This is a genomic window from Bosea sp. NBC_00550 (assembly GCF_026020075.1).
In the GTDB taxonomy this organism is placed as follows: Bacteria; Pseudomonadota; Alphaproteobacteria; order Rhizobiales; family Beijerinckiaceae; genus Allobosea.
In genome coordinates this window covers 2,553,434-2,577,333 of record NZ_CP102772.1, presented here as the reverse complement: position 1 = coordinate 2,577,333, position 23,900 = coordinate 2,553,434, and the positions used below count along the sequence as shown (strand labels likewise).

Genomic DNA, 23,900 nt, shown 5'->3' with positions numbered 1-23,900 from the left:
GGCACTATGGGCCAGGTTCTGCACGGGAGCGCCACAACGACGGAGGCGATCCGTCGAGCGATACAGCATAGTCAAGCGAGCCTGAGGGCTCTGGCAAAGCGCTACGGCATCAACCAGAAGACCGTCGCGAAGTGGAAGAAGCGGGCCTCGGTGGCTGATCTGCCGACGGGCCCGCAGCAGCCGGCTTCGACGGTTCTGTCAGCCGAGGAAGAGGCGATCATCGTCGCCTTTCGACGACATACCCTGCTGCCTTTTGGATGACTGCCTCTACGCGCTTCAGGCCACGATCCCGCATCTGACCCGTTCGTCGTTGCATCGCTGCCTGCAACGGCACGGCATCAGCCGGCTACCGGAGATCGAGGGCGACAAGGAGCCGAAGAAGCGGTTCAAGTCCTACCCGATCGGCTTCTTCCACATCGACATCGCCGAGGTCCAGACCGCCGAAGGAAAGCTCTATCTGTTTGTCGCGATCGATCGGACGAGCAAATTCGCCTTCGTGCAACCGGTGGAGAGCGCCAACCGGGTGACGGCCTCAGCTTTCCTCGTCGCCCTGATCGCAGCCGTTCCCTACAGGGTCCATACGATCCTGACCGACAACGGCATCCAATTCCGCTTCCCGCCGCGCTACGCCAACGGTCCCACGGCCCGTTACATCACCCACATGTTCGCGATGCGCTGCCGCGAGAATGGCATCGAGCACCGCTTCACCAAGATCAACCATCCCTGGACCAATGGGCAGGTCGAGCGAATGAACCGGACGATCAAAGACGCGACCGTCAAACGCTATCACTACGACAGCCACGACCAGCTCGATCGTCACCTCCAGGACTTCGTCTCAGCTTACAATTTCGGCCGGCGCCTGAAGACCCTCAAAGGCCTCACGCCCTACGAGTTCATCTGCAAGCGCTGGACTTCAGAGCCGGAAACGATTCACCCTCGATCCAATCCACCAAATGCCGGGACTAAACACCTAGACCTCGGCGAGTTCGGCCATGATGATCGCCTTGGTGAAGCTCTCCATCGCTTTGAGGAAGGTCTCAGTTGCGGCAACAGCGGTGGCCTCGTCGCCCAGCCCCGCCTGATTGTCGCCGACGAGCCGGTCTCGATGGTCGATGCCTCGCTGCGCATGTCGATCGTCAACCCGTTCGGCCGGCTGCGCGACGAGCTCGGCCTGTCGATCCTCTACATCACCCACGATCGCGCCACCCCCTACTACATCAGCGACCAGCTCATCATCATGCAGAAGGGAGGGGTGGTCGAGCAGGGGCCGGCGCGCGCCGTGGCTCTCGGCGCCGACGCATCCCTATTCCCGCCAACTCCGCGACGCCGTGCTCACGCCCGACAGCGCCGTGGCCTTCCGTGCCGATCATCCACGCAAAGCCGTTGCTACACCCGGAGTCACGTCATGAGACAAGCCAGCATCACCTGCGATCGCGCCTTCGCCATCGGCGACACCGACCCGCGGCTCTTCGGCGCCTTCGTCGAGCATTTGGGCCGCTGCGTCTATGGCGGCATCTACGAACCCGGCCATCCCACTGCCGACAAGCGCGGCTTCCGCAATGACGTGCTCGAACTCGTCAAGGAGCTCGGCCCGACGATCATGCGTTATCCGGGCGGCAACTTCGTCTCCGGCTACAATTGGGAGGACGGGGTGGGCCCGGCCAAGGACCGGCCCGCCCGGCTCGATCTCGCCTGGTTCACCACCGAGCCGAACAACTTCGGCACCAACGAGTTCATGGACTGGTGCCGGGCGGCGAAGATCGAGCCCATGCTCGCCGTCAATCTCGGCACACGCGACGGCGACGCAGCACGCAATCTCGTCGAATACTGCAACCATCCCGGCGGCACCGCTTGGTCGGATCTGCGCATCGAGCACGGCTGGAAGAAGCCGCACGACGTGAAGTTCTGGTGCCTCGGCAACGAGGTCGACGGCCCCTGGCAGATGGAGCACAAGACCGCGACGGAATACGGGCGCGTCGCCCATGAGGCGGCGAAGATGATGCGCTGGATCGACCCGTCGATTGAGCTCGCCGCCTGCGGATCGTCGGGCCGCAACATGCCGACCTATGGCCGCTGGGAAGACGAGGTGCTGGAGCACACCTTCGACCAGGTCGAGTTCATTTCGCTGCACACCTACTTCAACAACTATGCCGGCGATACCAAGGCCTTCCTCGCCAGTCCCGACCTGATGGACCAGTTCATCGAGGAGGTCGTCGCGATCTCGGACGCGGTCGCGGCGCGGCGCCGTTCCGACAAGCGCATCATGCTGAGCTTCGACGAATGGAACGTCTGGTACCGCACCCGGCGCGTCAGGGCGGATCGCGTCAAGGAAGGCTGGCCGGTGGCGCCGCCGATCCTCGAGGAAATCTATTCGATGGAGGACGCGCTGGTCTTCGGCGGCGCCTGTATCTCGCTCCTCAACCATGCCGACCGGGTGAAGGCCGCCTGCCTTGCGCAACTTGTCAACGTGATCGCGCCGATCATGACCGAAACCGGCGGGCCGGCCTGGCGGCAGACAATCTTCTGGCCCTTCGCCCAGATGAGCCGGCTGGGGCGCGGCAGCGTGCTCAAGGCGATCGTCAAATCCGAAAGCTACCAGGCCTCGTATTTCGATCCGCGCGGCAAGCAGGACCTCTACTATCCGATCGAGGCGCCCTATCTGAAGGCGTCGGTCGTCAGCGACGACAAGGGCGTCTCGCTCTTCCTGCTCAACCGCGACCTGGAAGGCGGGCTCAACGTCACGGTCGATGCGCGCGGCTTCGGCAAGCTCAAGGTGACCGAGGCGACCGAACTGCGGCACAGCGATCTGACGGCGGTCAACAGCAAGCAGGAGCCGCTCAAGGTCAAGCCGGCAACGTTGAAGGGCGTCTCGACGAAATCGGACAGCATCATTCTGGAATTGCAGCCGGCCTCGTGGAATGTGATCAGGCTCGACAGCTGACAGGACGGCGCCCGCAAGGATGAACGAGAGCCCGCTATCACCGCATCGCGGACGCCGCAGCAATGGCGGCAGGGTGTCGCGCGCCGAGGGCCGGCAGGATCTGGGCTTCCTCGTCGTCAACGCAACGCAAACTCAGCGATATCGCGACGACGGATCTCGACCTCGATCGCCACCACTCGATCCGCTGCGCATCGGCATCGACGACAAGGAGGGCCGGCCCGGGGGCATCAATATTTTCGGACGCGGCTTCGGCAACCACAATCAAGACATCAAGATGCGGCTGCATCTGCGTGGCATGAACGCCCTGCATCACGTCGCGCCGTGACGGCCCGCGGAGGACTAGTTTCAATCTTCGAGCGTCACGATCGCGTGACGCTCGGGATCGTAGTCGCCACGTGTCCGCCATCAGCGCGCTTGAGACCATTTACGGGTTTTCCGAAAGGGAGCGACTGTCTTGTTGGTCAAGCGGGAATTGGTTGCCATGGACGTCTATCTCGCAGGATTGCGTTGAGGATAGTGACTAGCTTTGGAGCGACGGCGATTTGGGCGAGGAGCTTTGGTTTTCCGCCAGCGATGAGCTTGTCGCGGAAAAGTTTGAGCACTGGATTATGGCGCGCGGCGACCATGGTTCGACGAATAAGGAGCACGCTCTTGCGGCCGCCGCCGATGAAGCTCTTTCCGAGTGATGCTCTGAATCAACGTTTATCGCTCGGCGACGTTCCCGCTGACCTTCGGCGGCGATCATCTCGACGATTTGGCGCCGGCGAGCGACCAGATCGGCTAGAAGCCTTGTCATCTCGTCCGGCATTTGCCGCAGCTTCGGCTTGGTCGCTTCGGCGAAATGAGTGATCACGGTTGGCGTCAATCGGATCGGTCTTCGCCCGTTTGCCGAGCGTTTGGGCGAAGGCACGCACCTGCGCTGGATTGACCACCAACACCGGCAGGCCTGCGCCAGCCAGGCCAGCCGCAACCACTCTCGCACTACCACCTCGCGCCAACCGATTGGGAAGACCTGCCCGGCCGCGTGGGCGAAATCCGGCTCGTCGAGATTCCCGTGCCAATGCCGCTGCGTCTTCTCAGGCACGCTGAGCAGATTGGTGACGTGGGCAAGGCCTGTCGATATTTGGTGTCGGCCGCGCCAGCTTCTACCGGTGGGGTGGATAGCTGAACTTCGCGACCGCCGCCGCAAACGACCTGATCGCGCCAACGGCAGATTGGCTGATCGCACGGAAGCGGACATTCACGTCCAGCCTATTCCGCATCCGTCGCCACACTATACCGTCACCTCGGGCAGCCTCCGCGCTACCTCGGCACGCCGTTGATGACGAAGAGCGCCTTGATAAACTGATCAGGCGGGAAGTTTCCGAAGCTGTGGGCATAGATTTTCTTCACACGATCCGTGCGATAGAGTTCAGCCAGCGTCGCATCGACCAACAAACGTAGCTTGTCGTCGCCGCGCGGTAGAGCTAGTGCATAGGTCTCGAACGTGAAATACTGATCGGAAATCTTCATACCGGAGGGATTCCGGCTGTTGAGCAGATGATAGCTGAGAATCCCGCGATCGGCGAAATAAGCGTCGATCTTTCCCTCGGACAGGATCCGGACACCGTCTGGATGAGCCTGGACCGCTACGATCTCCGTTTTGATGCCGAGTTGCGCCAAGGTCGCCTTCAAGACCTCTTCGGTCGTCGTGCCCTGGAGCACGCCGATCTTTTTTCCGCTCAGATCCTCGAGCCGGTAAATTTCATTGAACCGGTAGAGAACTCCGGCGCCATCAATGAAGGTCGGCAGTGAAAAATCCACGATAGCGCGCCTAGACATAGTCATCGATGTAGGATCGCAAAGAATATCGATCTTGCCATCGCGTAGTGCGGTCAAACGTGTCGTGGACGAGACCTCGACATATTCGATTTTGAGTGAAGGGATATTGAGCGCCTTCTTCACACCGCTAGCGACTTCGCGGCAGAGATCAACGATATATCCGGAAGGATCGCCGTTAGCCGCCCGATACGAGTAAGGGGGCGCATCAAGCCGAAAGCCGAGCCGCAAAGTACCTGTCTCACGAGCGCGTGCCAGGGTGTCTGCAGCCAAGGTCGCCGTTGATATCGCCATGCTTAGTAGCGCGATCCAAAAGGCTCGCATGATCCCGTTCCGTCTTTTGGCAACGGCCAACACGATAGGCCGAATAGATGGATTGAAGAAAGTCGTTTCTAGCGTGCTGATTTTTAGCGGAATCGGGATTCGCAAAACGGCTAGACGATGTCTGCCGGGATAAGGCGGCCTGCAGAGATGACGCGACGGCATTGTCACGGGAATGGGCGAATTGAGCCTCGCCGGTTAGGGTGGGGGGCATGCAGCCGATTTCCTACGCCCGTCAGCAATTCCCTCCCGAGATCATCCGGCACGCCGTGTGGCTCTATCTGCGGTTCACCTTGAGCTATCGCGATGTCGAGGAGTTGCTGGCTGAGCGTGGCCTCGACATCTCGTACGAGACGATCCGGCGATGGGTACTCAAATTTGGCTGCAGCTATGCCCGCAACCTGCGCCGGCAGCGGCCCCAACCGGCAGACATCTGGCACCTCGACAAGAGGTGATCCGCCTTCAGGGCCGGCACCTGTATCTATGGCGAGCCGTCGACAGCGAGGGGGAAATCCTCGACATGCTGGTGCAATCGAGACGGGATAAGGGTGCTGCCTTACAACTGCTCAAAAAGCATGGCTTTGCTCCCAGGGTTCTGGTGACGGACAAGTTGCGATCCTACGGCGCGGCCCGGCGCGAGCTGGGGCTCTCGGCGCGCCATGAGCAGGGCATGCGCCGCACAATCGGGCTGAGAACTCACACCAGGTGATCCGACAACGAGAGCGCAAGATGCAGCGCTTCAAGTCGCAGATGTCGGCGCAGCGCTTTCTCTGCGTACATGCCGTCGTCCACAATCTCTTCAACCTCGAGCGCCACCTGATCTCCCGAGCAGCGCGAACTCCGGCTCGTCGGGGTTCCCGTGACAATGTCGATCGGAGAGGTACTGACGTTATTCGAGCAATCCCGCCGTCCGCCGCCGCACGTCGATCATTGTCACGCACGAGCTTGTCTTCGCCGCGGAAGTACCGGATCACGTCGTGTTCATGGATCAGGGCTGCGCGTTCCGCGCCAGGAGCGCACGCGCGCCTTCCTGTCCAGGCTTTTGCGGCCGAATACCGACGTCGTCCCCGGAGGCGGACTGTGACCGATATCTATGAACGTCTCGGCGTTGCCACGCGAATCAACGGAGCGGGTCTGCTGACGCGACTGGGTGGGAGCCTTATGGCACCCGCCGTGCTCGACGCCATGCGCGAGGCGGCCGGCCATTTCGTCGACATGACGGAATTGCAGACACGGGCCAGCGCGATCATCGCGCGTCATACCGGAGCGGAGGCCGGCATCGTCACCGGGGGGGCCGCTGCGGCGCTCACGCTCGCCACCGCCGCCTGCCTCGCGCGATTCGACGTCCGCATCATGGAGCGATTACCCGCGATCGATGACGAACCCAACGAAGTCATCATGTTCCGCGCGCACCGCAACGCCTATGACCACGCCATACGTGCCGCAGGTGCCCGCATCGTCGATGTCGGCTTCAACGATATCGCGATCGGCTCGGGGGTGAGGGGTCTCGAAGCCTGGGAAATCGAAAGCGCGATCACGTCTCGCACGGTCGCCGTCGCCTTCACGGCGGGGCCGCCGGGACAGGCGTCTCTGGCCATGGTCTGCAGGACGGCCGCTCAGCATGGCTTGCCGGTGATCGTCGACGCCGCTGCACAGTTGCCTCCGAAGGAGAATCTCCGCCGTTTCATTGATGAGGGCGCCGCGCTCGTGGCCATCAGCGGCGGCAAGGCGCTTCGTGGTCCGCAGGGCACCGGCCTGCTGTGCGGTCGCCGCGACCTCGTCGCTTCGGCACTGATTCAGCAGTTGGACATGGACATCTCGCCGGCCACCTGGTCTCCCGCGGAAGGCCTGATACCCGACGAACTGCGGCGTCGTCCGCCCCACCACGGTATTGGCCGCGGATTCAAGGTCGACAAGGAATCGATCGTAGGATTGCTCACAGCATTGGAGCTTTTCGAGACACGCGACCTCGCCAGCGAAACCGAGGCTATGATTCGCGAGCTGACCGCGGTCTCGGAGGCGCTGGCAGGGTCGCAGCATGTGAGCTGCGAGGTCGTCACCGGGCGCCATTATCCCGGGCTGAAGCTATCATTCGGCACCACCTGCGGCGGCCCGGACGCCTTGACCGTATCGTCCGAACTCCAGCGGCTAGCCAAGCCGATTCATCTCAGCGAACGCTGGGCCTCTAATAATATTCTCTTTGTCGATCCTGCGGGATTGCGAGCGGGCGACGGCGCAGCGATCGGCAGGGCGGTGCGCGCTCTGGTCCCGGGGGGCTGAGCCGGCTGCATGTCATATACGATCCTTCCCGACCTCGACGGGCGCCGCTGCATCGTCAGCAGCGCAAGCAATGGATTGGGCGCACCAGCATTGTCACGGAAATGTCGCCGAGCCAGGATTTTGCCCTGAGCAAAGCCGACTTACGCGGCGGCCGTCGCAATTTGCCACTGTTGCGCGACCTCGGCTCAAAGAGTCTCAGCGTCGCTCGGGAGATCATATGGCGCTCGAGGGGCTCTTGGTTCCTCGCCCAGCGAGGTAACCGCGCTACTCTTCGACGCCTCCTCTCTGGAAGCCGGCCCGCCGCGCAAATCCGACGGGCCTGCGGATGTGCTGAGGGCGCTCGCGCGGGGTCTGAGCGGCGTGGGCGGGTGGGTACGGCCGGTGAGATAGCTTAGCGCCTGGCTGGTGGAGTCGACCTGGTCGTCGTGGCGCCCATTCGGGAAAGCGAGGAACTCGCTGAGCCAGGTGGCCAGCCACGGCGCCTCCTGCGACAACGAGAGCGCAAGATGCAGCTCTTCAAGTGGCCGATGTGGCGCAGCGCTTTCTCTGCGTACATGCCGTCGTCGACAATCTCCTCAACCTCGAGCGTCAACTGATCTCCCGAGCGACGCTACGCTCACCTTCCCGTCCAGCTGCCAGATGTCTGCTGGTTGCGGCCGCAGGCGCAGGTTGCGGGCATAGCTGCATCCAAATTTGTGGACCCATCGCCGGATCGTCTCATACGAAATGTCTCAGCCAGAAGCTCCTCGACATCGCGGTAGCTCATGCTGAACCGCAGAGATCTCAGGCGGGAACTGGTGACGGGCGTAGGAAATCGGCTGCATGCCCCTACCGAACCTGCCAGGCTAAATCGCCCACTCCCGTGACAAATGCCCTCCTTGACTCTAGCGGCGGTCGCGCGCCTAGCTGCCGCCATCGATTGGCACTCATGGATCGAGACTGCTAACGGGTATCCCCTTGCGAGCCCGTCGAAAGATGCTCGCACCGAAATCCTACCAATAGGAAGACAGAACCATGAAGTTCCGTCCGCTGCATGATCGCGTCGTGGTCCGCCGCCTTGATGGCGAAGAGAAGACCAAGGGTGGCATCATCATCCCCGAGACCGCCAAGGAAAAGCCCCAGGAGGGCGAGGTGATCGCCGTCGGTTCCGGCGCGCGTGACGAAGCCGGCAAGCTCGTTGCCCTCGACGTCAAGAAGGGCGACCGCGTCTTGTTCGGCAAGTGGTCGGGCACCGAGGTCAAGATCGACGGCCAGGATCTCCTCATCATGAAGGAATCCGACATCATGGGCGTCGTCGGCTGAACGACTGAGACCGCTCTTTCCGTCATTTCATAAGGAGTTGCTCTCATGGCAGCCAAAGACGTCAAGTTCTCTTCCGATGCGCGCGACAAGATGCTGCGCGGTGTCGAAATCCTCGCCAACGCCGTGAAGGTCACGCTCGGTCCCAAGGGCCGTAACGTCGTGATCGAGAAGTCGTACGGCGCTCCGCGCATCACCAAGGACGGCGTCACCGTCGCCAAGGAGATCGAGCTCGCCGACAAGTTCGAGAACATGGGCGCCCAGATGGTGCGCGAAGTGGCCTCGAAACAGCACGACCACGCCGGCGACGGCACCACGACCGCCACCGTCCTCGCCGCCGCGATCCTGCGCGAAGGCCTGAAGGCTGTTGCCGCCGGCATGAACCCGATGGACCTGAAGCGCGGTATCGACTTGGCCGTCGAGGCCATCGTCGCCGACCTGAAGGAGAACTCCAAGAAGGTCACGTCCAACGGCGAAGTCGCCCAGGTCGGCACCATCTCGGCCAATGGCGACGAGTCGGTCGGCAAGATGATCGCCACCGCCATGCAGAAGGTCGGCAACGAGGGTGTCATCACCGTCGAGGAAGCCAAGACCGCCGAGACCGAACTCGACGTCGTCGAGGGTATGCAGTTCGACCGTGGCTATCTCTCGCCTTACTTCATCACCAACGCGGAGAAGATGATCGTCGAGCTGGAAGATCCCTACATCCTGATCTTCGAGAAGAAGCTGTCCTCGCTCCAGCCGATGCTGCCGATCCTCGAGGCCGTGGTGCAGACCGGCAACCCGCTGCTCATCATCGCCGAGGACGTGGAAGGTGAAGCTCTCGCCACCCTCGTCGTCAACAAGCTCCGCGGCGGCCTCAAGGTCGCGGCCGTCAAGGCTCCGGGCTTCGGCGATCGCCGCAAGGCCATGCTCGAGGACATCTCGATCCTGACCGCCGGCCAGCTGATCTCGGAAGACCTCGGCATCAAGCTCGAGACCGTGACCCTCCAGATGCTCGGCCGCGCCAAGAAGGTGCGCATCGAGAAGGAGAACACCACGATCATCGACGGCGCCGGCAAGAAGAAGAACATCGAGGCCCGCGTCGGTCAGATCAAGGCGCAGATCGAGGAGACCACCTCGGACTACGACCGTGAGAAGCTCCAGGAGCGCCTGGCCAAGCTCGCCGGCGGCGTCGCGGTCATCCGCGTCGGCGGCTCGACCGAGGTCGAGGTCAAGGAGAAGAAGGACCGCGTCGACGACGCCCTGAACGCGACCCGCGCTGCGGTCGAAGAAGGCGTTCTTCCGGGCGGTGGCGTTGCGCTCCTGCGTGCGCTCTCGACCGTCAAGGCGATCAAGACCGCCAATGACGACCAGAAGACTGGCGTCGAGATCGTCCGCAAGGCGATCATGGCTCCTGCCAAGCAGATCGTCGACAACGCCGGCGATGACGGCGCGGTCGTGATCGGCAAGCTGCTGGAGTCGAAGGACTACTCCTGGGGCTACAACGCCCAGACCGGCGTGTACGGCGATCTGGTCAAGGCCGGCATCATCGACCCGACCAAGGTCGTGCGCACGGCGATCCAGGACGCGGCTTCGATCGCTGGCCTGCTGATCACCACCGAGGCGATGATCGCCGAGCTGCCGAAGAAGGACTCCCCGATGCCCCCGATGGGCGGCGGCGGCATGGGCGGCATGGACTTCTGATCCCCGCACCGTCGCATTCTGCAAAGACTATGGAAGGCCCGGCGCAAGCCGGGCCTTCTCTTTTGGGGCGAGTTAAGCCAAGGCTCTCACCGGGGGATGAGAACCCGCGGTGAGAGCCTTGGCTGATTGCCGACAAGCATCTCCAAAGCGCAGCGCGATGGCGAGGTCCCGCCAGGACCCTGGCTTCTCTTCGAAGTCGGCGCGACGGCCTCTTCATGATCGGGTCGGATCGCTGGCGGAAATCGATGGCGCTTGTAGGGGATGCAAGGCTGAGACATGCCCGCTCATCTACACTTTGCCGCGAAATGTCCCAGTTAACGTGAGACATCGGCTATGGCTCATAGATCGCGCGATCCCGCATCAAATTCGCATCACGAATCGATCACTGAAGGCCATTGCGTCTTTCGCGTTGGGAAGACTCACGCGGATGCGTCGGTGCTCCGGCTCCATGGAGATGCGCACTTGATGCGGGATCTCGCGTTCCATCAGCCATAGCCCAATGTCGAACAGGCGCTCGTTCAAGTTGCGCGGTTCGAGTGGGAGGTAGATCGAGTGTGCCCTCACGACGTCGACAGGGGTGGTCACGGCGATGCCAGATCTCTGAATGCCGTCCTCCTGTGGCTCAAGACGATGGCACACTGGTCTAATCCTCTTTGCCCGACTGCTGGAGCCCAAAGCCCAGTCGGCGTAAGGCGTGTTCTTGGCCACATGGCGATCGAAGTCCCGAGCTCCGGCCACCATCACACGGATTCGAGCTCGCCGAGCGCAATGTTGGGTTGGCGCGTCGAATGCTGTTAGGGCGATGCAATTCGCCCTATTTCCGCCGTTCGCACGCCTCCCCGCGCAACGAGCATCCATGAGATCCGCGACAGCTGCATGACGGCGCGAAGGTATCGCTCAGTAGCGCCGTTGCGGTCGATTGACCCGTAACGGGCGCCCGGTTTCCGGATGGCGTTCGACAAGGAACCCGCTTGCCCGCGGCGAGGCCGACCATTCGAGGAACTGGACCAGGCTGTCGACCTGATCGTCGAACTTGCCCATGGGGAACGCCAGCAGCTCGCGCCGGAATTCCGACAACCAGTGCGCTTCAGTGGGAAGGAGGTACTGTCCGGTTTCCAGACGGGCTGTCTGCGCCTCGAGGCGCGTTGCCTTGTCGAGGCGCGGTTTGGTGCCATGGTAGCGCCAGTAACGGGTTTCCTCATGACGAAGCTGCTGGATCAGCGAAATCCCCGATCCGGCATGCTCAATCAGCACATGGTCGGCGTTCCATTTGTTCGCCAGACCGACGACACGCCGCTTCAGCTCGGGAAAGTCGAGCCGCTCGCGGATGACATCAAGCAGATGCCAGCGGTTATCGCGAAAGCCCCAGGTCGTTCCCACGGTGAAATCGCTCGTCGGTTCGGCCGTCAGAGCCGTGTCCCAGCTCTGAGCGATCCACTGGAATTCCTCGCGCCGAACCGGCCCGGAATACGTGCCAAACCACTCCAACCGGATGCGATTGCCACCTGGCGGCGTCGGATCTTGCTGATACTGCGCCGAGAAGACGTAGGCGCCCATTTCGATGCGCAGTTTCTCAAGCGTGTCCAGCGGCTCGCGCTCGGGGCATAGAGCCGTCCGGGGTTCGCGATGCTTGATCTTGCCAAAGGCGAGCGGGATGTCCTGCGGCTCGACGGCGATGGCGGGCAGGTTCAGGTGGGTGAACTGCCCAGTGTCGAGGAGGTAGCCGGGCAGGTCATCCTCGTGCAGCCGCTGCTGAATGATGATGATCCGTCCCTCGCTCTTGTTGTTGAGGCGAGAGAGGAGGGTTTGTTCGTAGTAGTCACGCACGCGCTGGCGCTCGGCCGGCGAGTTGGCATCGGCAGCCTTCATCAGGTCATCGACGATGATCAGATCTGCGCCAAAGCCGGTGACGGCCCCGCCGAGCGAAACCGCCTTACGCCCGCCCTGCGCCGTCGTGATCTGCTCGTCGACGCGGCTGCCCCCAATCTCGAGGCGGGTGCGCGGGAACAGTGCCGAATACCATGCCGATGTAATCACCGTGCGGAAGTCACGGGCATGTTTGGCCGCCAGGTCACTGCCATAACTCGCGACCATGATCTTTAGAGACGGGTCCTTGCCGAGCATCCAGGCCGGCAAGGCCACCGCGGCACAGATCGATTTTCCGTGCCGCGGCGGAACGGTGATGATGAGTCTCTTGGTCTCGCCCGAGACCACCTTCTCGAGGGCCAGGCACATCGCATTGACATGCCAGGAGGGGATGAAACTCTGCCCGGGATGAAGAAGCTCGAACGCGTCCCAGACGAACGGAAACAAGTACAGATTCTGCAGCGCTTTGACGACGATCGCATCGTTCATGGTCAGATCTCGTCGCTGTCAGTGTACCGGTTCTGCTCGAGGTGCCAAGCCAGGATGTCAGCATGGGATGCCTGGTCTTCCAGCGTGGTCGCGATAGTCTGGCTAACCGTGGCCCCACTGCCTCCCGGACCGCCCTCGAGATGCTTCAGCAGGACCATGCAGAGCTTGGGATCGCCGGTTTCGGCGAACCGATTGGCGAACTTGGTGGCGCCGATCTCGGCCTTCGACATATGCCGGACCCGCCCTCCCTCGCGTACAGGAACTTTGGCCTGCAGCTTTTCGCGAAGGAGCGTGCTCAGGTTTTTCGCTCCTTTGGGGCGGCCCTTGGGGTTGCCGGACTGGCCGGGCTTGAAGCGGCTGTGGGTCGGAGTTCGGCCACGGCCAACCTCGTAGTCCCTGGCGGCTTCAGACTGATCGGGTGGGGTAGTCTCGTCCGGGGAAGGGGGGTGCTTAGCCATGGGTGACCTCCACGGCGTTTTCAGCGGCCGTCGCCATGGCGCGCTCGGCTTGCACCGCGGCGAAGCTCTGCCCGGTCTGAGCGTGGACGGCCTGCTTACCGGTCAGCGCCTGCCAGCGCCGGACCGCGACATCGACATAGATCGGATCGAGCTCGATGCCATAACCGATCCGCCGTGCCTTCTCGGCAGCGATCAGCGTGGTTCCGGAACCGCAGAAGCAATCGAGAACGCTGTCTCCGATTTCGGTGCAGTCCTTGATCGCATCCGCTACCAGTGCCCAGGGCTTCACCGTCGGGTGGGACTGGAGATCGTCCATCCGACCCTTGCGGAAGGTGTTGATGCCCGGGTAGGTCCACAGCGTGGTGCGATAGCGACCATACTTGCCCAGCTGAATGTTGTTGACGTGCGGGACCTCAACGCCGCCGTTCTTGAACACGTGCACGAACTCTGTCTGATGGCGGTAAAGGCTACCCATGCCAGCATTGGTCTTGGCCCAGGTGCAGGTGACCTTGAACTGCAGCTCGGCTTTCCGCGCGGCGCTCAGCAACTCGAAGGCGTGTGGGCCATCCATGCAGACGTAGTGGAGCGAGCCGGGCAGCGAGTGCTGCTTGGACAGGCCGAGATAGGTTGCAAGGAAAGACGTGAACTCGCTCTCGCTCATCTCGCCGGAGGCCATCGCGAACTCGCGATGCTGGACTTGCCCCGACCCGCAAACGTGCCCGGAAACGGCGACGTTATAGGGCGGGTCCGACCAGACCGCGCGAACCTGGTGCCCCTGAAGAAGGAGCCGGTAGCTCTCCGTCTCCAGCGCCGAACCGCACAGCAGGCGGTGACGTCCAAGGCACCAGACATCGCCGGGCCGCGTCACCGCAGGTCCGGGTTCGGGCAGGAGGTCCGCCCGGTCCGGCGCCGACGCTTGCTCGTCGAGGCTTTCAATATGCAGATCGATTTCAGCGACCTCGAAAGCAGTCAACTCCAGGATCTCCGGGTCGAGATCGATCTCTTCCACGAGCGCCTTGAATTCGAGCGCCAGGGCCGTCTTGTTCCAGGTCGAGAGCTCCCCGATCCGGTTATCGGCGAGCCGGAAGGGGCGTTGTCACGTTAACTGCGGCGTGGCGGCGAGGGTGTAGATGGGCGGGCATGAGCCTGTCCTGCGTCAGCTACAAGCGTCATCGTTTTCCGCCCGCTATCATCGCCCATGCGGTGTGGTTGTATTTTCGCTTTCCCCTGAGCCTTCGCCTCGTGGAGGAGATGCTGCTGGAGCGCGGCATCGCCGTCTCCTATGAGACGATACGGCGCTGGGCGTTGAAGTACGGGCGGGATTATGCCCGCCGCCTCAGGCACAAGGCGCCGAGCCGCCGCGACATCTGGCATCTCGACGAGGTGGTCGTCACCATCAGAGGCCAGAAATACTGGCTGTGGCGGGCGGTCGATCAGGACGGCTATGTCCTCGACGAAATCATCCAGACGCGGCGCGACACCAAGGCAGCGCGGCGCTTGCTGAGGCGCCTTCTCAAGAAGCAGGGCTGTCCGCCACGGCGCATGATCACCGACAAGCTCGGTTCCTATGGCGCGGCTCGCCACCAGATCATGCCGGTGATCGAACATCGCTCGCACAAGGGCCTCAACAACCGGGCCGAGAACTCGCACCTGCCTTTGCGACGACGCGAGTGGGCGATGCAGGGCTTTCGATCTCCGGGAGGTCTGCAGAGGTTCGTGGCGATCTTCTCCGCTGTCCGCAATCTGTTTGCTCCGCCCCGCTGCAGTCGCTCCGCTCTCGCCACCCACCTGCATCGTCTGGATGCCATGGCACACTGGAAAGCCGTGGCCGGTGTCACGGCCTGAGCCCGTCACCTGGCCAAACCGCCCTCTGCGCCCGCCGGCGGTTAACGTGACAACGCCGTCCTGACCTTGCCGCCCTGCATGACGAGGCGAACATCTCGCAAAGCGGCGAGATGGCTCAGGGGATCCGCTCCGACAACAAGGACGTCGGCTGCCAGGCCAGGCTTGAGACTTCCGGTCTGACCATCGATGTCGATGACCTTCGCCGCATAGCCGGTGGCGGCGACGATCGTTTCCATCGCCGTCATTCCTCCCTCCTGCATCAGCTCCATTTCGAGCGGCAGATCGTCGAAGCGCGTGAACCGCCAGCCAGCATCGGTTCCGGCGACGAATCTAACGCCGGCCTCGCGCAGCTGGCGGAACTGGTACAGATTCTGGGCCGCGGATTTCTCCCAGCGGGTCAGGAAAGCCGCCTCGGTTTCGGTGAGCGAAGGCCTCGCGCGCAGCTCGCGGAGCACGGCGCCGCCGACCGCGAGCGTGCCCGTCACGGGAATGCCGGACTTGGCGAGCTTCTCGGCGACGGCCGGCTCGTAGACCTGCCGTCCACTGCCGTCGGCGATGAAGCCGGCATGCTCCAGCTGGTCGAAGCCGGCCTCGATCGCCATCTCGATCGAACGCGCGCAGAGGCAATGCGCTGTCGCCTTGCGATCGAAGCGATGAGCCTCGTCGACCATGGCATTGAGCTCTTCCTGCGAGAAGGCGGGGTTCCAGGATTGCGTGCCGACGGTGCCGCCGCCGCTCGCCATCACCTTGATGAAGTCGGCGCCGAGTTTGACCATCTCGCGGACCTTCTTGCGGACGCCGTCGACGCCATCGGCCTCGCCGCCGAGATACCAGACATGGCCTCCGGTGATCGTGATCGCCTGCCCGCAGGCCACGACGCGGGCGCCGTCGCCATGGCCGAGTTGCAGGGCGCGGCGGACATCGATGGCGGTGCGCCCCTTGGCGCCGAGATCGCGCAGCGTCGTGATGCCGGCCTTCAGCGCCTTGACCGTCGCCAGCGCCGAGGTCGCGACCAGGACGCCTTCCGTCTCGCGCACGGCGTCTTCGAGAATGGTGCCGTCGCCGGGGAGATTCAGATGGACATGGGTGTCGATCAGGCCCGGAAGGATGGTCGCGCCCGGGCAGTCATGGGCCTCGACAGACGCCAATTCGGCCGGAACCGCGCCCGAGAGAACCGCCTCGACCTTACCGCCGGAGATCACCAGGACCGGGTCCTTGATCGGAGCGGCGCCAGTTCCGTCGATGAGTTGGGCGGCCTTGATCAGCGTCTTCACGTCATTCGCTCCCGGAGCGTCGAATTTTGATCGAGGAAGAGAGTGGCGGAGCCGCTGGGAGCAGCTCTGCCTTCAGGCTCAGTCGGCCAGCGAAGCCGCACCGAGATATTCGAAGCCACCACCAGAATAGGTCACTCCGGTGAGCTTTTTCGAGGTCATCACCAGATCGACGTTCTGGCGGATAGGCAGCATCACCGCCTCGTCCATCAGTAGCTTCTGGAGTTCTTGATAGATCGCGACGCGCTTGGTGGCATCACCCTCTTCGCGGCCCTGCTTGAACAGCGCATCGAGCTTCGGGTTCGAATAATGGCTCCAGTTGAAGTACTGGCCGGCGGTGAACCAACCGGAGAGCGCATCCGGATCGACGCCGATATACTGCAGCGGCGTCAGCGACATGTCGCCGTTGATGTTGGCCGCGAGCCAGGCCGGCGAGGCGAGCAGCTGGACATTGGCCTCCATGCCGACCTTCTGGAGGTAGTTCTGGATGGCCTGGGCCAGCAGGGGGTAGGAGGTCGAGGTCGAGATCGCGGTCAGTGTCAGGGAAAGGCGCTTGCCGTCCTTCTCCCAGAAGCCGTCCTTCTTGGTCCAGCCGCCTTCCTTGAGCGTGGCCTCGGCCTTCGCCGGATCATAGGGGTACATCGTCTCGAGCGACTTGTCGTAGCCGAACATCGAGGGCTGCAGCGGGGTCAGCGAAGGCTGGATAGCGCCGGCTTCGGCGAGTTGGACGACCCCCTTCTTGTCGATGGCGTATTGAATGGCCCGGCGCACGGCGACGTCGTCGGTCGGGAACTTCTTGGCATTGACCGGGGCGAAGATGCCGAGCCCCGTGATTGGGACCGGAATCGCGGTGAAGCGGTCCATCTTCTGCATCGCGTTCCAGTGGACGCCTGGCGTTTGCTGCATCATCTGCGACTGGCCGGCCTGGAACTGGCTGACGCGGGCCTGCGGATTGGTGACGATCTGGAACTTCACTTCCGCGATGTTGGGCGGCCCCTTATGGCCGACGGAAGCCGGGTTCCAGTTGTAGGCCTCGTTGCGCTTGACCACGAGGCTCTGGTTGGGCTCGTAGCTGATGAAGGAATAGGGCCCGGTGCCGATCGGGTTCAGGCCGAGATCCTTGCCGTATTTGACGATGGCCGCGGGCGACTGCATGCCGAGATAGGGCACGCCCAGCTGCCGCAGCAGCGGCGCGTAAGGCGTCGCGCATTTGATGTCGACGGTATACTTGGCAGTCGCAACCGCTTCCTTGCAGGGCCCGAGCAGCGCGATCGAGACCTTGGCGGCGGTGTCCTTATTGGTGATGTACTTGATGTTCTCGACGACGGATTCGGCGTCGAAGCCCGTGCCGTCATGGAACTTCACGTCTTCGCGCAGGGTGAAGCTGTAGGTCAGGCCATCGGCCGAGACCGACCATTTCGCCGCCAGCAACGGCTCGACCTTGAAGTCCGGCGTCAGCCAGACCAGCGTGTCGAAGATGTTAACCAGCAACGGCCCCTGGTTGCGGGCGCCGGTCGTGGCTGGGTTCAGAGTGTCGATGGGCTCGGCCCAGCCGACGGTCAGCTTGGCGTTCTTGTTGGGCGCCTGCGCCTGCGCGCCGGAAATGGCGAGCATCGACAAGCCCGCCAGCACCCATCCACGAAGTCCTGTGTTCATCGCCATGTCCCCTTTTTTGAGCGGCGTCAGCCGCGATTGAGCGTCGGGTCGAGTTCGTCTCGCAGACCGTCGCCGACCAGATTGACGCCGACGACAAAGAGCGACAGAAAGAGTCCCGGAAAGACCGTGATCCACCAGGCAAGTATGATGTAGTTCTGGCCGTCGTTCAGGATCGCGCCGAGCTCGGGCGTGGGAGGCTGGACGCCCAGGCCGATGAAGCCGAGCGCGGTGATCCAAAGCGCGGCGATGCCGAGCCAGGTCGTGGTCAGCACGATGATGCCCGACATCACATTCGGCAGGATGTAGCGAAGGATGATCCGCGCCTGGGACGCGCCGGCGCAGCGGGCCGCCTCGACATAGGGCAGGTTGCGCACCTCGACGGTGGCGCCTTCGACGAGCCGCGCGAAGACCGGGACGAGGATCGCGGCGATCGCGAAGACGCCGTTGACCAGGCCGGGTCCGAGAATCGCGGTGACGGTCAGCGCCAGCAGAATGCCGGGGAAGGCGAGCAAAAGGTCGATCAGGCGCATGATGCCGAAGCCGAGTGCGCCGCCGAAATAGCCGGCGACGAGCCCGACGGCCGTGCCGGCGAAGGCGCCGAGCAGGACCACGGACAGGCTCGCCAGAATTGTTGTGCGTGCGCCGATCAGCACGCGAGCCAGCAGGTCGCGTCCGAAGGCGTCGGTTCCCATGACGTGAACCGCGGTCGGCGGTGAGAAGGTCGCCATCGGATCCTGCGCGACCGGGTCGATCGTGATGAGGAGCGGCAGGATGAAGGCGAGGAACGCCAGCACCGTGCAAATGACGAGACCGAGCGAGAGGCTGCGGTGACGAAGCGCGCGCAGCACGGCGCGGCGGCGCGACCAACGACGGGTAGCGAGCACGGCGGGATCGGGCTCGATTGCGAAAACAGCGGGCATTTGAGCGCTGTCCGTCATCGCGCGATCCGAGGATCGAGGACCGGGTAGAGAATGTCGACGATGAAGTTCGACAACGCATAGATGAGCGCGATCATCATGATCAGCGCCTGCACCGTCATGTAGTCCTTCGCCAGGATCGCCTGGATCAGCAGGCGGCCGATGCCGGGGCGCGAAAACACAGTCTCGACGATGACGGAACCCGACAGCAACTGGCCGATCTGAAGGCCGACGATCGTCAGGATAGGCAACAGGGCATTGCGCATGACATGCCAGCAGAACAGGCGCGCCGGAGGCAGCCCCTTGGCGCGGGCGGTGGTGACATGCTGCTGCGACAGCGCGGTAATGACGCTGGAGCGAATGAAGCGGGCGTTGAAGCCCATCGTGCCGAGCGCCAGCGTCACCGCCGGCAACACGAGGCCCTTTAGCCCGGTCCCGCCGACGACGTCAAAGATCGGCCAGATCACGGCGAACATCAGGATCAGCAAAAGCCCGAGCCAGAAGCTCGGGATCGACATGCAGATCAGCGCGAAGCCCATGCCGGCGGTGTCGGCCGCGCGATTGCGTCTTACTGCTGCGATGATGCCGATCGCCGAACCGAAGAGCAGTGAGATCGTCAATGCTGCCAGCGTCAACTGGGCCGTCGCGGGAAAGCTCGAGGCGATCAACGATGAGACCGTCTGCTGGTTGGCATAGGAATAGCCGAAATCACCGCGGAGCACCTGGCCGATCCAGACGAAGTATTGCTCGTGCAGCGGTCGGGTCAGGCCCAGTTGCTCACGCAGCCTTGCGATCATCTCCTTGTCGCCGGCACCGGTGCCCAGCATGGCAATGACGGGGTCGCCAGGAATCAGGCGGATGATCAGGAAGGCGACGACGGTGATGCCAAAGGTTAGGGCTATGATGGCGACGAGGCGCTTGAGGACATAGCCAGCCATTGATCAGCCCATCCCTCCCGCTGTGGAGGATGAGGATGCGGCGAAGGTCGGTCCTGATGCGGTGCTTCCGAACTGTACCATGATACTATAACACTCCCACGCGGGTCAGCGTTCGTCAATCAGTTCCATGCGGGACGAGTTGTCTAGGCGAAGCAAACGATTGATCCGCAGCAGACGCTGCCCAAGCACCTGTTCGGAAGGCAATGGATGGATTTCACGATCGACAGATCCCTGCCGATTTCGATCCGACAGCAGCTCAAGGGCTTGATCGAATATGCGATCGCATGTGGCGATGCGGCGCCTGGCGAGCCGTTGCCATCGGTTAGGGACTTGGCTTCTGCGCTCGGCGTGGCGCCGATGACCGTGAGCCAAGCCTACGGCGATCTCAAAGGGCTCGGGCTGATCGAAGCCCGCGCAGGCTCGGGCACCTTCATTGCCGAAAGCAGCGGCGAGTCGCTACGCGCGCAGGAGGACTTCGCGGCGCTGCACGGTCAGATCGAAGCGTTGATCGATCAAGGGTTGTCACTCGGGTTGCGCGCCTCAGATCTTGCTTCGCTGATCCACGGTCGACTGGCGTCGCGGGCTCGTCTCGGCCGTCGCAAGAGCATTGCGGTGGTCGGCCTCTTCCAGTCGACGACGACGCGCTACGCTCGCCTGATCGCGGAGCAGATCGGCCCGGCGGCAACCGTCGCGCCGGCGACGATAAATCTGATACAGCGGGATTCCGCTTCACGGTCGAGGATCGCTTCGTCCGATCTCGTCGTGACGTTCGTCAACCGACGGCGCGAAGTTGCCAGCCTTCTACCGGGCGCCCGGGTCGCCGGGATACGCTTTGTTCCTGCCGAGGAGACGCGCCGCGCGCTTGCAGCGATCGCGCCGGGTGCTCGCCTGCTGCTGGTCGCTCGCGTTCCGGAGTTCCTACCGATCATGAAGGCCGGGGTCACCCGTTTTGCCGACTCTCCCGGGCTCCTAAAATTGACCGCAGGGAGTGCCGCCGACGTCGCGTCGCTGGCAGCAGAGGCGGATGCGCTCATCTATGCCTCAGGGACTGACGACGTGTTGGCAAGCGTTCCGCAAACGCTGCCGACGATCGAGTATCGCCACATCCCAGACCCTCTCGATGTTCAGCGCCGGGTCGGTTCACTGCTGGACGATGAAGATTAGTGGCATCGTAGACTTAACAAAGCTGACTTCCGTGTGAGATGACGGGCCATGACAGACCGTGATCCGCTCTATCGCCGCCATCGATTTCCCGCTGAAATCATCGCTCACGCCGTTTGGCTCTATTCCGCTTCCCTCTGAGCCTGCGAATGGTGGAGGACATGCTGGCTGCCCGCGGGATCATTGTTTCGCACCAGACGGTCCGGCTTTGGGCGGAGAAATTCGGTCGTAGCTTCGCCAACGAAATCCGCCGCCGCTCATCCGGTCGGCTCGGCGACAAGTGGCACCTCGATGAGGTCGTCGTTTCGATCGGCGGCCGAAAGCACTGGCTGTGGCGTGCCGTGGATCAGGACGGTTTTGTTCTCGAGGTGCTGGTACAAAGCCGCCGAAGTGCCAAGGCTGCAAAACGCCTGATGCGCAAACTCCTGAAGGGTCAGGGCGGGGCGCCACGGGTGATGATCACCGACAAGCTTCGGTCCTATGACGCCGCAAAGCGGGAGATCATGCCAGGTGTCGAGCATCGCTCCCACAAGGGGCTGAACAATCGGGCGGAGAATTCCCACCAGCCAGTGCGACGACGAGAGCGGATCATGAAGCGCTTCAAGTCACAGCGACAGCTACAACGCTTCGTTTCCATCCACGACCCGATCGCCAACCTGTTCCACATTCCGCGCCACGACATTACATCCAGCCATCATCGCGATATGCGCGCAACCGCGATGAACCTTTGGGCGCAAATCGCTCGGGCATGAACGGCGAAGACGACCGGCGCCATACTCTTGCCTCGCTGCCGTTAAGTTTACGATGCCTGCTTCTCCCACGGTTTTTAAATCTGGTACGGTTCCAGACTTGCCGACATGATCGCCGAGGTTGTCGATCACAGGGAGGCTATTCGATGAGCGCAACGGTTGCCATGCCGGATCAGCCCATCGCCGCGTCGCGCGACCCGCTTCTGGAGCATTTCGTCATCAAGAAGCTGCGGTTTCGCAACCGCATCGTCAGCACCAGCCATGCCTCGATGCTGGACGATGGCGGCTTGCCGCTCGAACGGTATCAGCGCTATCACGAGGAAAAGGCTCGCGGCGGCCTCGCCATGACGATGATCGGCGGTTCGGCGATGACATCGCTGGATTCGAGCTGGGGCGGCGGCCAGCTCGATCTCTCCAGCGACCGCATCATTCCCCATCTGGCGGCGCTGTCCGAGCGCATTCACCGCCATGGTGCGGCCGTGATGTGCCAGGTCTCGCATCTCGGTCGGCGCGCGACCTCCTATGGGGGGAACTGGCTTCCGGTGCTGGCGCCATCGCGCGTCAGGGAGGCGCGCAACCGCAACTTCCCCAAGGAAATGGACGATGCGGATATCGCGCGGATCGTCCGTGACTATGCCGATGCCGCGCTGCGCTGCATGCGGGGCGGGCTCGACGGCATCGAGACGGTGACCGGCGGCCATCTGATCGGCCAGTTCCTGTCACCGCGCACCAACAAGCGCAGCGACGGTTTCGGCGGCTCGCCGGAGAACCGGGCGCGTTTCGGGCTCATGGTCCATGAGGCGATCCGCAAGCGAGTCGGCGACGAGGCGATCGTCGGCATCCGCTTCGTGATCGACGAGGGCGTGGCCGACGGTTCGGATTTCGAGGATTGCCTGCAACTCGCCCGGATCTTCGAGCGCGAAGGCCATATCGACTATTTCAACTGCATCTACGGCCGCATGGATACCGATCTCGCGCTGGCCGAGGACAACATGCCCGGCCTATTCCAGCGCAACGCGCCTTATCTCGCTTCGGTGGCGCAGTTCCGGCGCGAGACGAAGCTGCCGCTGATCCACGCCGGCGGCATTCGCGATGTCGCGACGGCCCGCCATACCATCCGCGAGGGCGTCGTCGACCTGATCGGCATGACGCGCGCCCATATCGCCGATCCGCATCTGGTCGAGAAGATCAGGCGCGGGGAGGAGGATCGGATCCGCCCCTGCGTCGGGGCCTCCTACTGCCTCTACAAGAAGGTCAATTGCATCCACAACGCCGCCAGCGGGCGCGAAACGCTGCTCAGCCATGAGGTCGCGCCGGCGTCGCGTCTCCTGAAGGCCGTGGTGGTCGGCGGCGGTCCGGCCGGTCTGGAAGCCGCTCGCGTTTGCGCGGAGCGAGGGCATTCGGTCGTGCTGTTCGAGGCTGCGGCCAGGCTGGGCGGGCAGTTGCTCGTCGCGACCGCTGCCGAGGAGCGTCGCGACCTGATCGGCATCGTCGATTGGCGCATCGCCGAGCTCGAACGGCTCGGGGTCGATATGCGAACGAACTGCTATGCGGAGGCCGACACGGTTCGCGCCGAGGCGCCGGACCTCGTAATCGTCGCCACCGGCGGCATTCCGGATACCGACTGGTTCGACGGCGCCGACCTCTGCGACAGCGTCTGGGATGTGCTGACCGGCACGGTGCCAGGCAAGAACGACGCGCTCGTCTATGACGGGACGGGGCGCCAGGCTGCCGCGTCCTGCGCGCTGCAGCTTGCCCGGCAGGGCAGGTCGGTCAGCATCGCAACACCCGACGACGCCCTCGCCATCGAGATGACCTACATCGACAAGTCCAGTTTTCGTAAGCGCTTCGCCGAGTTGGGCATCCGCTCGCTCGTCGATGTCAGGCTGGAGAAGGTCCAGCGCCGGGGCAACGCCCTGCAGGCCACATTCCGCAACGAATTGACCGGCGCGGAAAGCCAGGTCGAGGCCAGCCAGATCGTCGTCGAATACGGCACGCTGCCGGCCGCCGAGATCTATCACGAATTGCGGCATCTCTCGGCCAATGACGGGGTGACCGATATCGCGTTCATGCTGGGGAGCGAGGAGGCAGCCGCGCCCACGCCGGGGAGTTTCCTCCTGCACCGCATCGGCGACGCCGTGTCGAGCCGCGACCTCTATTCCGCGATCTACGAGGCTTACCGGCTTTGCTCCAAGCTCTGAGCCG

At 63.1% G+C, this 23,900-nt stretch carries 18 protein-coding genes and 5 pseudogenes; 11 read left to right on the top strand and 12 right to left on the bottom strand.

Annotation, left to right across the window (positions count from 1 at the left end; genetic code table 11):
• The first annotated feature begins 6 nt into the window (after positions 1-6).
• Positions 7-974, top strand: a pseudogene (locus tag NWE53_RS12330) (IS481 family transposase).
• On the opposite strand, the gene NWE53_RS30010 reads toward NWE53_RS12330, so the two are convergent.
• The gene (locus NWE53_RS30010; protein WP_265054557.1) at positions 971-1,195 is read right to left on the bottom strand and encodes a hypothetical protein; all 225 of its coding nucleotides are present in this window, start codon (positions 1,193-1,195) and stop codon (positions 971-973) included. The pseudogene NWE53_RS12330 and the gene NWE53_RS30010 sit on opposite strands and share 4 nt — an antisense overlap.
• 210 nt (positions 1,196-1,405) lie before the next feature.
• Between NWE53_RS30010 and arfA the strand changes: the two genes are divergently transcribed.
• A complete protein-coding gene (gene arfA, locus NWE53_RS29845; protein ID WP_265054641.1) occupies positions 1,406-2,941 on the top strand; it encodes an arabinosylfuranosidase ArfA in 1,536 nt (511 codons plus the stop codon).
• A 19-nt stretch (positions 2,942-2,960) separates the two neighbouring features.
• Positions 2,961-3,266: a hypothetical protein gene (locus NWE53_RS12315; RefSeq protein WP_265054556.1), complete on the top strand. Its 306-nt coding sequence runs from the start codon at positions 2,961-2,963 to the stop codon at positions 3,264-3,266.
• A 136-nt stretch (positions 3,267-3,402) separates the two neighbouring features.
• Here the strand turns inward: NWE53_RS12315 and NWE53_RS12310 are convergent.
• Together NWE53_RS12310 and NWE53_RS12305 are read right to left on the bottom strand one after the other, a co-directional pair.
• A pseudogene (locus NWE53_RS12310) lies at positions 3,403-3,936 on the bottom strand (IS110 family transposase); the annotation flags it as partial.
• Between the two features lie 307 nt (positions 3,937-4,243).
• A complete protein-coding gene (locus NWE53_RS12305; RefSeq protein ID WP_265054555.1) occupies positions 4,244-5,083 on the bottom strand; it encodes an amino acid ABC transporter substrate-binding protein in 840 nt (279 codons plus the stop codon).
• A gap of 209 nt (positions 5,084-5,292) precedes the next feature.
• Here NWE53_RS12305 and NWE53_RS12300 point away from each other — a divergent pair.
• Together NWE53_RS12300 and NWE53_RS12295 are read left to right on the top strand one after the other, a co-directional pair.
• Positions 5,293-5,911 (top strand): annotated as a pseudogene (locus tag NWE53_RS12300) (IS6 family transposase); the annotation flags it as partial.
• A 342-nt stretch (positions 5,912-6,253) separates the two neighbouring features.
• Complete coding sequence (locus NWE53_RS12295) at positions 6,254-7,360, top strand: DegT/DnrJ/EryC1/StrS family aminotransferase (RefSeq protein WP_265054613.1); 1,107 nt, start codon at positions 6,254-6,256, stop codon at positions 7,358-7,360.
• 578 nt (positions 7,361-7,938) lie between these two features.
• On the opposite strand, the pseudogene NWE53_RS12290 reads toward NWE53_RS12295, so the two are convergent.
• Positions 7,939-8,184, bottom strand: a pseudogene (locus NWE53_RS12290) (IS6 family transposase); the annotation flags it as partial.
• Between the two features lie 190 nt (positions 8,185-8,374).
• On the opposite strand from NWE53_RS12290, the gene groES reads away from it, so the two are divergent.
• Positions 8,375-8,662 (top strand): co-chaperone GroES, encoded by a 288-nt coding sequence (gene groES, locus NWE53_RS12285; protein ID WP_061964603.1) that lies wholly within the window; start codon positions 8,375-8,377, stop codon positions 8,660-8,662.
• A gap of 45 nt (positions 8,663-8,707) precedes the next feature.
• On the top strand, positions 8,708-10,345 hold the full coding sequence (gene groL / locus NWE53_RS12280; RefSeq protein ID WP_265054554.1) for a chaperonin GroEL: 1,638 nt from the start codon (positions 8,708-8,710) through the stop codon (positions 10,343-10,345).
• Positions 10,346-10,705: 360 nt separating this feature from the next.
• Here groL and NWE53_RS12275 read toward each other — a convergent pair whose 3' ends face one another.
• The 4 genes from NWE53_RS12275 to NWE53_RS12260 form a co-directional block, all read right to left on the bottom strand.
• Positions 10,706-10,867, bottom strand: coding sequence for a hypothetical protein (locus NWE53_RS12275; RefSeq protein WP_265054553.1), 162 nt, complete (start codon positions 10,865-10,867; stop codon positions 10,706-10,708).
• Positions 10,868-11,242: 375 nt separating this feature from the next.
• The gene (gene terL / locus NWE53_RS12270; RefSeq protein ID WP_265054552.1) at positions 11,243-12,700 is read right to left on the bottom strand and encodes a phage terminase large subunit; all 1,458 of its coding nucleotides are present in this window, start codon (positions 12,698-12,700) and stop codon (positions 11,243-11,245) included.
• Positions 12,701-12,702: 2 nt separating this feature from the next.
• Positions 12,703-13,158, bottom strand: a complete 456-nt coding sequence (locus NWE53_RS12265) for a DUF5681 domain-containing protein (protein WP_265054551.1) — start codon at positions 13,156-13,158, stop codon at positions 12,703-12,705.
• The gene (locus tag NWE53_RS12260) at positions 13,151-14,167 is read right to left on the bottom strand and encodes a DNA-methyltransferase (RefSeq protein WP_265054550.1); all 1,017 of its coding nucleotides are present in this window, start codon (positions 14,165-14,167) and stop codon (positions 13,151-13,153) included. The genes NWE53_RS12265 and NWE53_RS12260 overlap by 8 nt, the downstream gene beginning before the upstream one ends.
• 131 nt (positions 14,168-14,298) lie before the next feature.
• Here NWE53_RS12260 and NWE53_RS12255 point away from each other — a divergent pair, with 131 nt between their 5' ends.
• Positions 14,299-15,003, top strand: coding sequence for an IS6 family transposase (locus NWE53_RS12255; RefSeq protein WP_265054549.1), 705 nt, complete (start codon positions 14,299-14,301; stop codon positions 15,001-15,003).
• A 41-nt stretch (positions 15,004-15,044) separates the two neighbouring features.
• Here the strand turns inward: NWE53_RS12255 and NWE53_RS12250 are convergent, their stop codons facing one another.
• The 4 genes from NWE53_RS12250 to NWE53_RS12235 form a co-directional block, all read right to left on the bottom strand.
• Entirely contained in the window at positions 15,045-16,277 is a 1,233-nt protein-coding gene (locus NWE53_RS12250; RefSeq protein WP_265054548.1) for an amidohydrolase family protein, read from the bottom strand.
• 78 nt (positions 16,278-16,355) lie between these two features.
• Positions 16,356-17,930 (bottom strand): ABC transporter substrate-binding protein, encoded by a 1,575-nt coding sequence (locus NWE53_RS12245; RefSeq protein ID WP_265054547.1) that lies wholly within the window; start codon positions 17,928-17,930, stop codon positions 16,356-16,358.
• Positions 17,931-17,956: 26 nt separating this feature from the next.
• Positions 17,957-18,850, bottom strand: coding sequence for an ABC transporter permease (locus tag NWE53_RS12240; RefSeq protein WP_265054546.1), 894 nt, complete (start codon positions 18,848-18,850; stop codon positions 17,957-17,959).
• Positions 18,851-18,864: 14 nt separating this feature from the next.
• Positions 18,865-19,785, bottom strand: coding sequence for an ABC transporter permease (locus NWE53_RS12235; RefSeq protein ID WP_265054545.1), 921 nt, complete (start codon positions 19,783-19,785; stop codon positions 18,865-18,867).
• Positions 19,786-19,992: 207 nt separating this feature from the next.
• On the opposite strand from NWE53_RS12235, the gene NWE53_RS12230 reads away from it, so the two are divergent.
• From NWE53_RS12230 to NWE53_RS12220, 3 genes and pseudogenes are all read left to right on the top strand, one after another.
• A complete protein-coding gene (locus tag NWE53_RS12230; RefSeq protein ID WP_265054544.1) occupies positions 19,993-20,949 on the top strand; it encodes a GntR family transcriptional regulator in 957 nt (318 codons plus the stop codon).
• A gap of 48 nt (positions 20,950-20,997) precedes the next feature.
• Positions 20,998-21,698 (top strand): annotated as a pseudogene (locus tag NWE53_RS12225) (IS6 family transposase).
• A 161-nt stretch (positions 21,699-21,859) separates the two neighbouring features.
• A complete protein-coding gene (locus NWE53_RS12220) occupies positions 21,860-23,896 on the top strand; it encodes an oxidoreductase (protein WP_265054895.1) in 2,037 nt (678 codons plus the stop codon).
• Positions 23,897-23,900 lie beyond the last annotated feature (4 nt).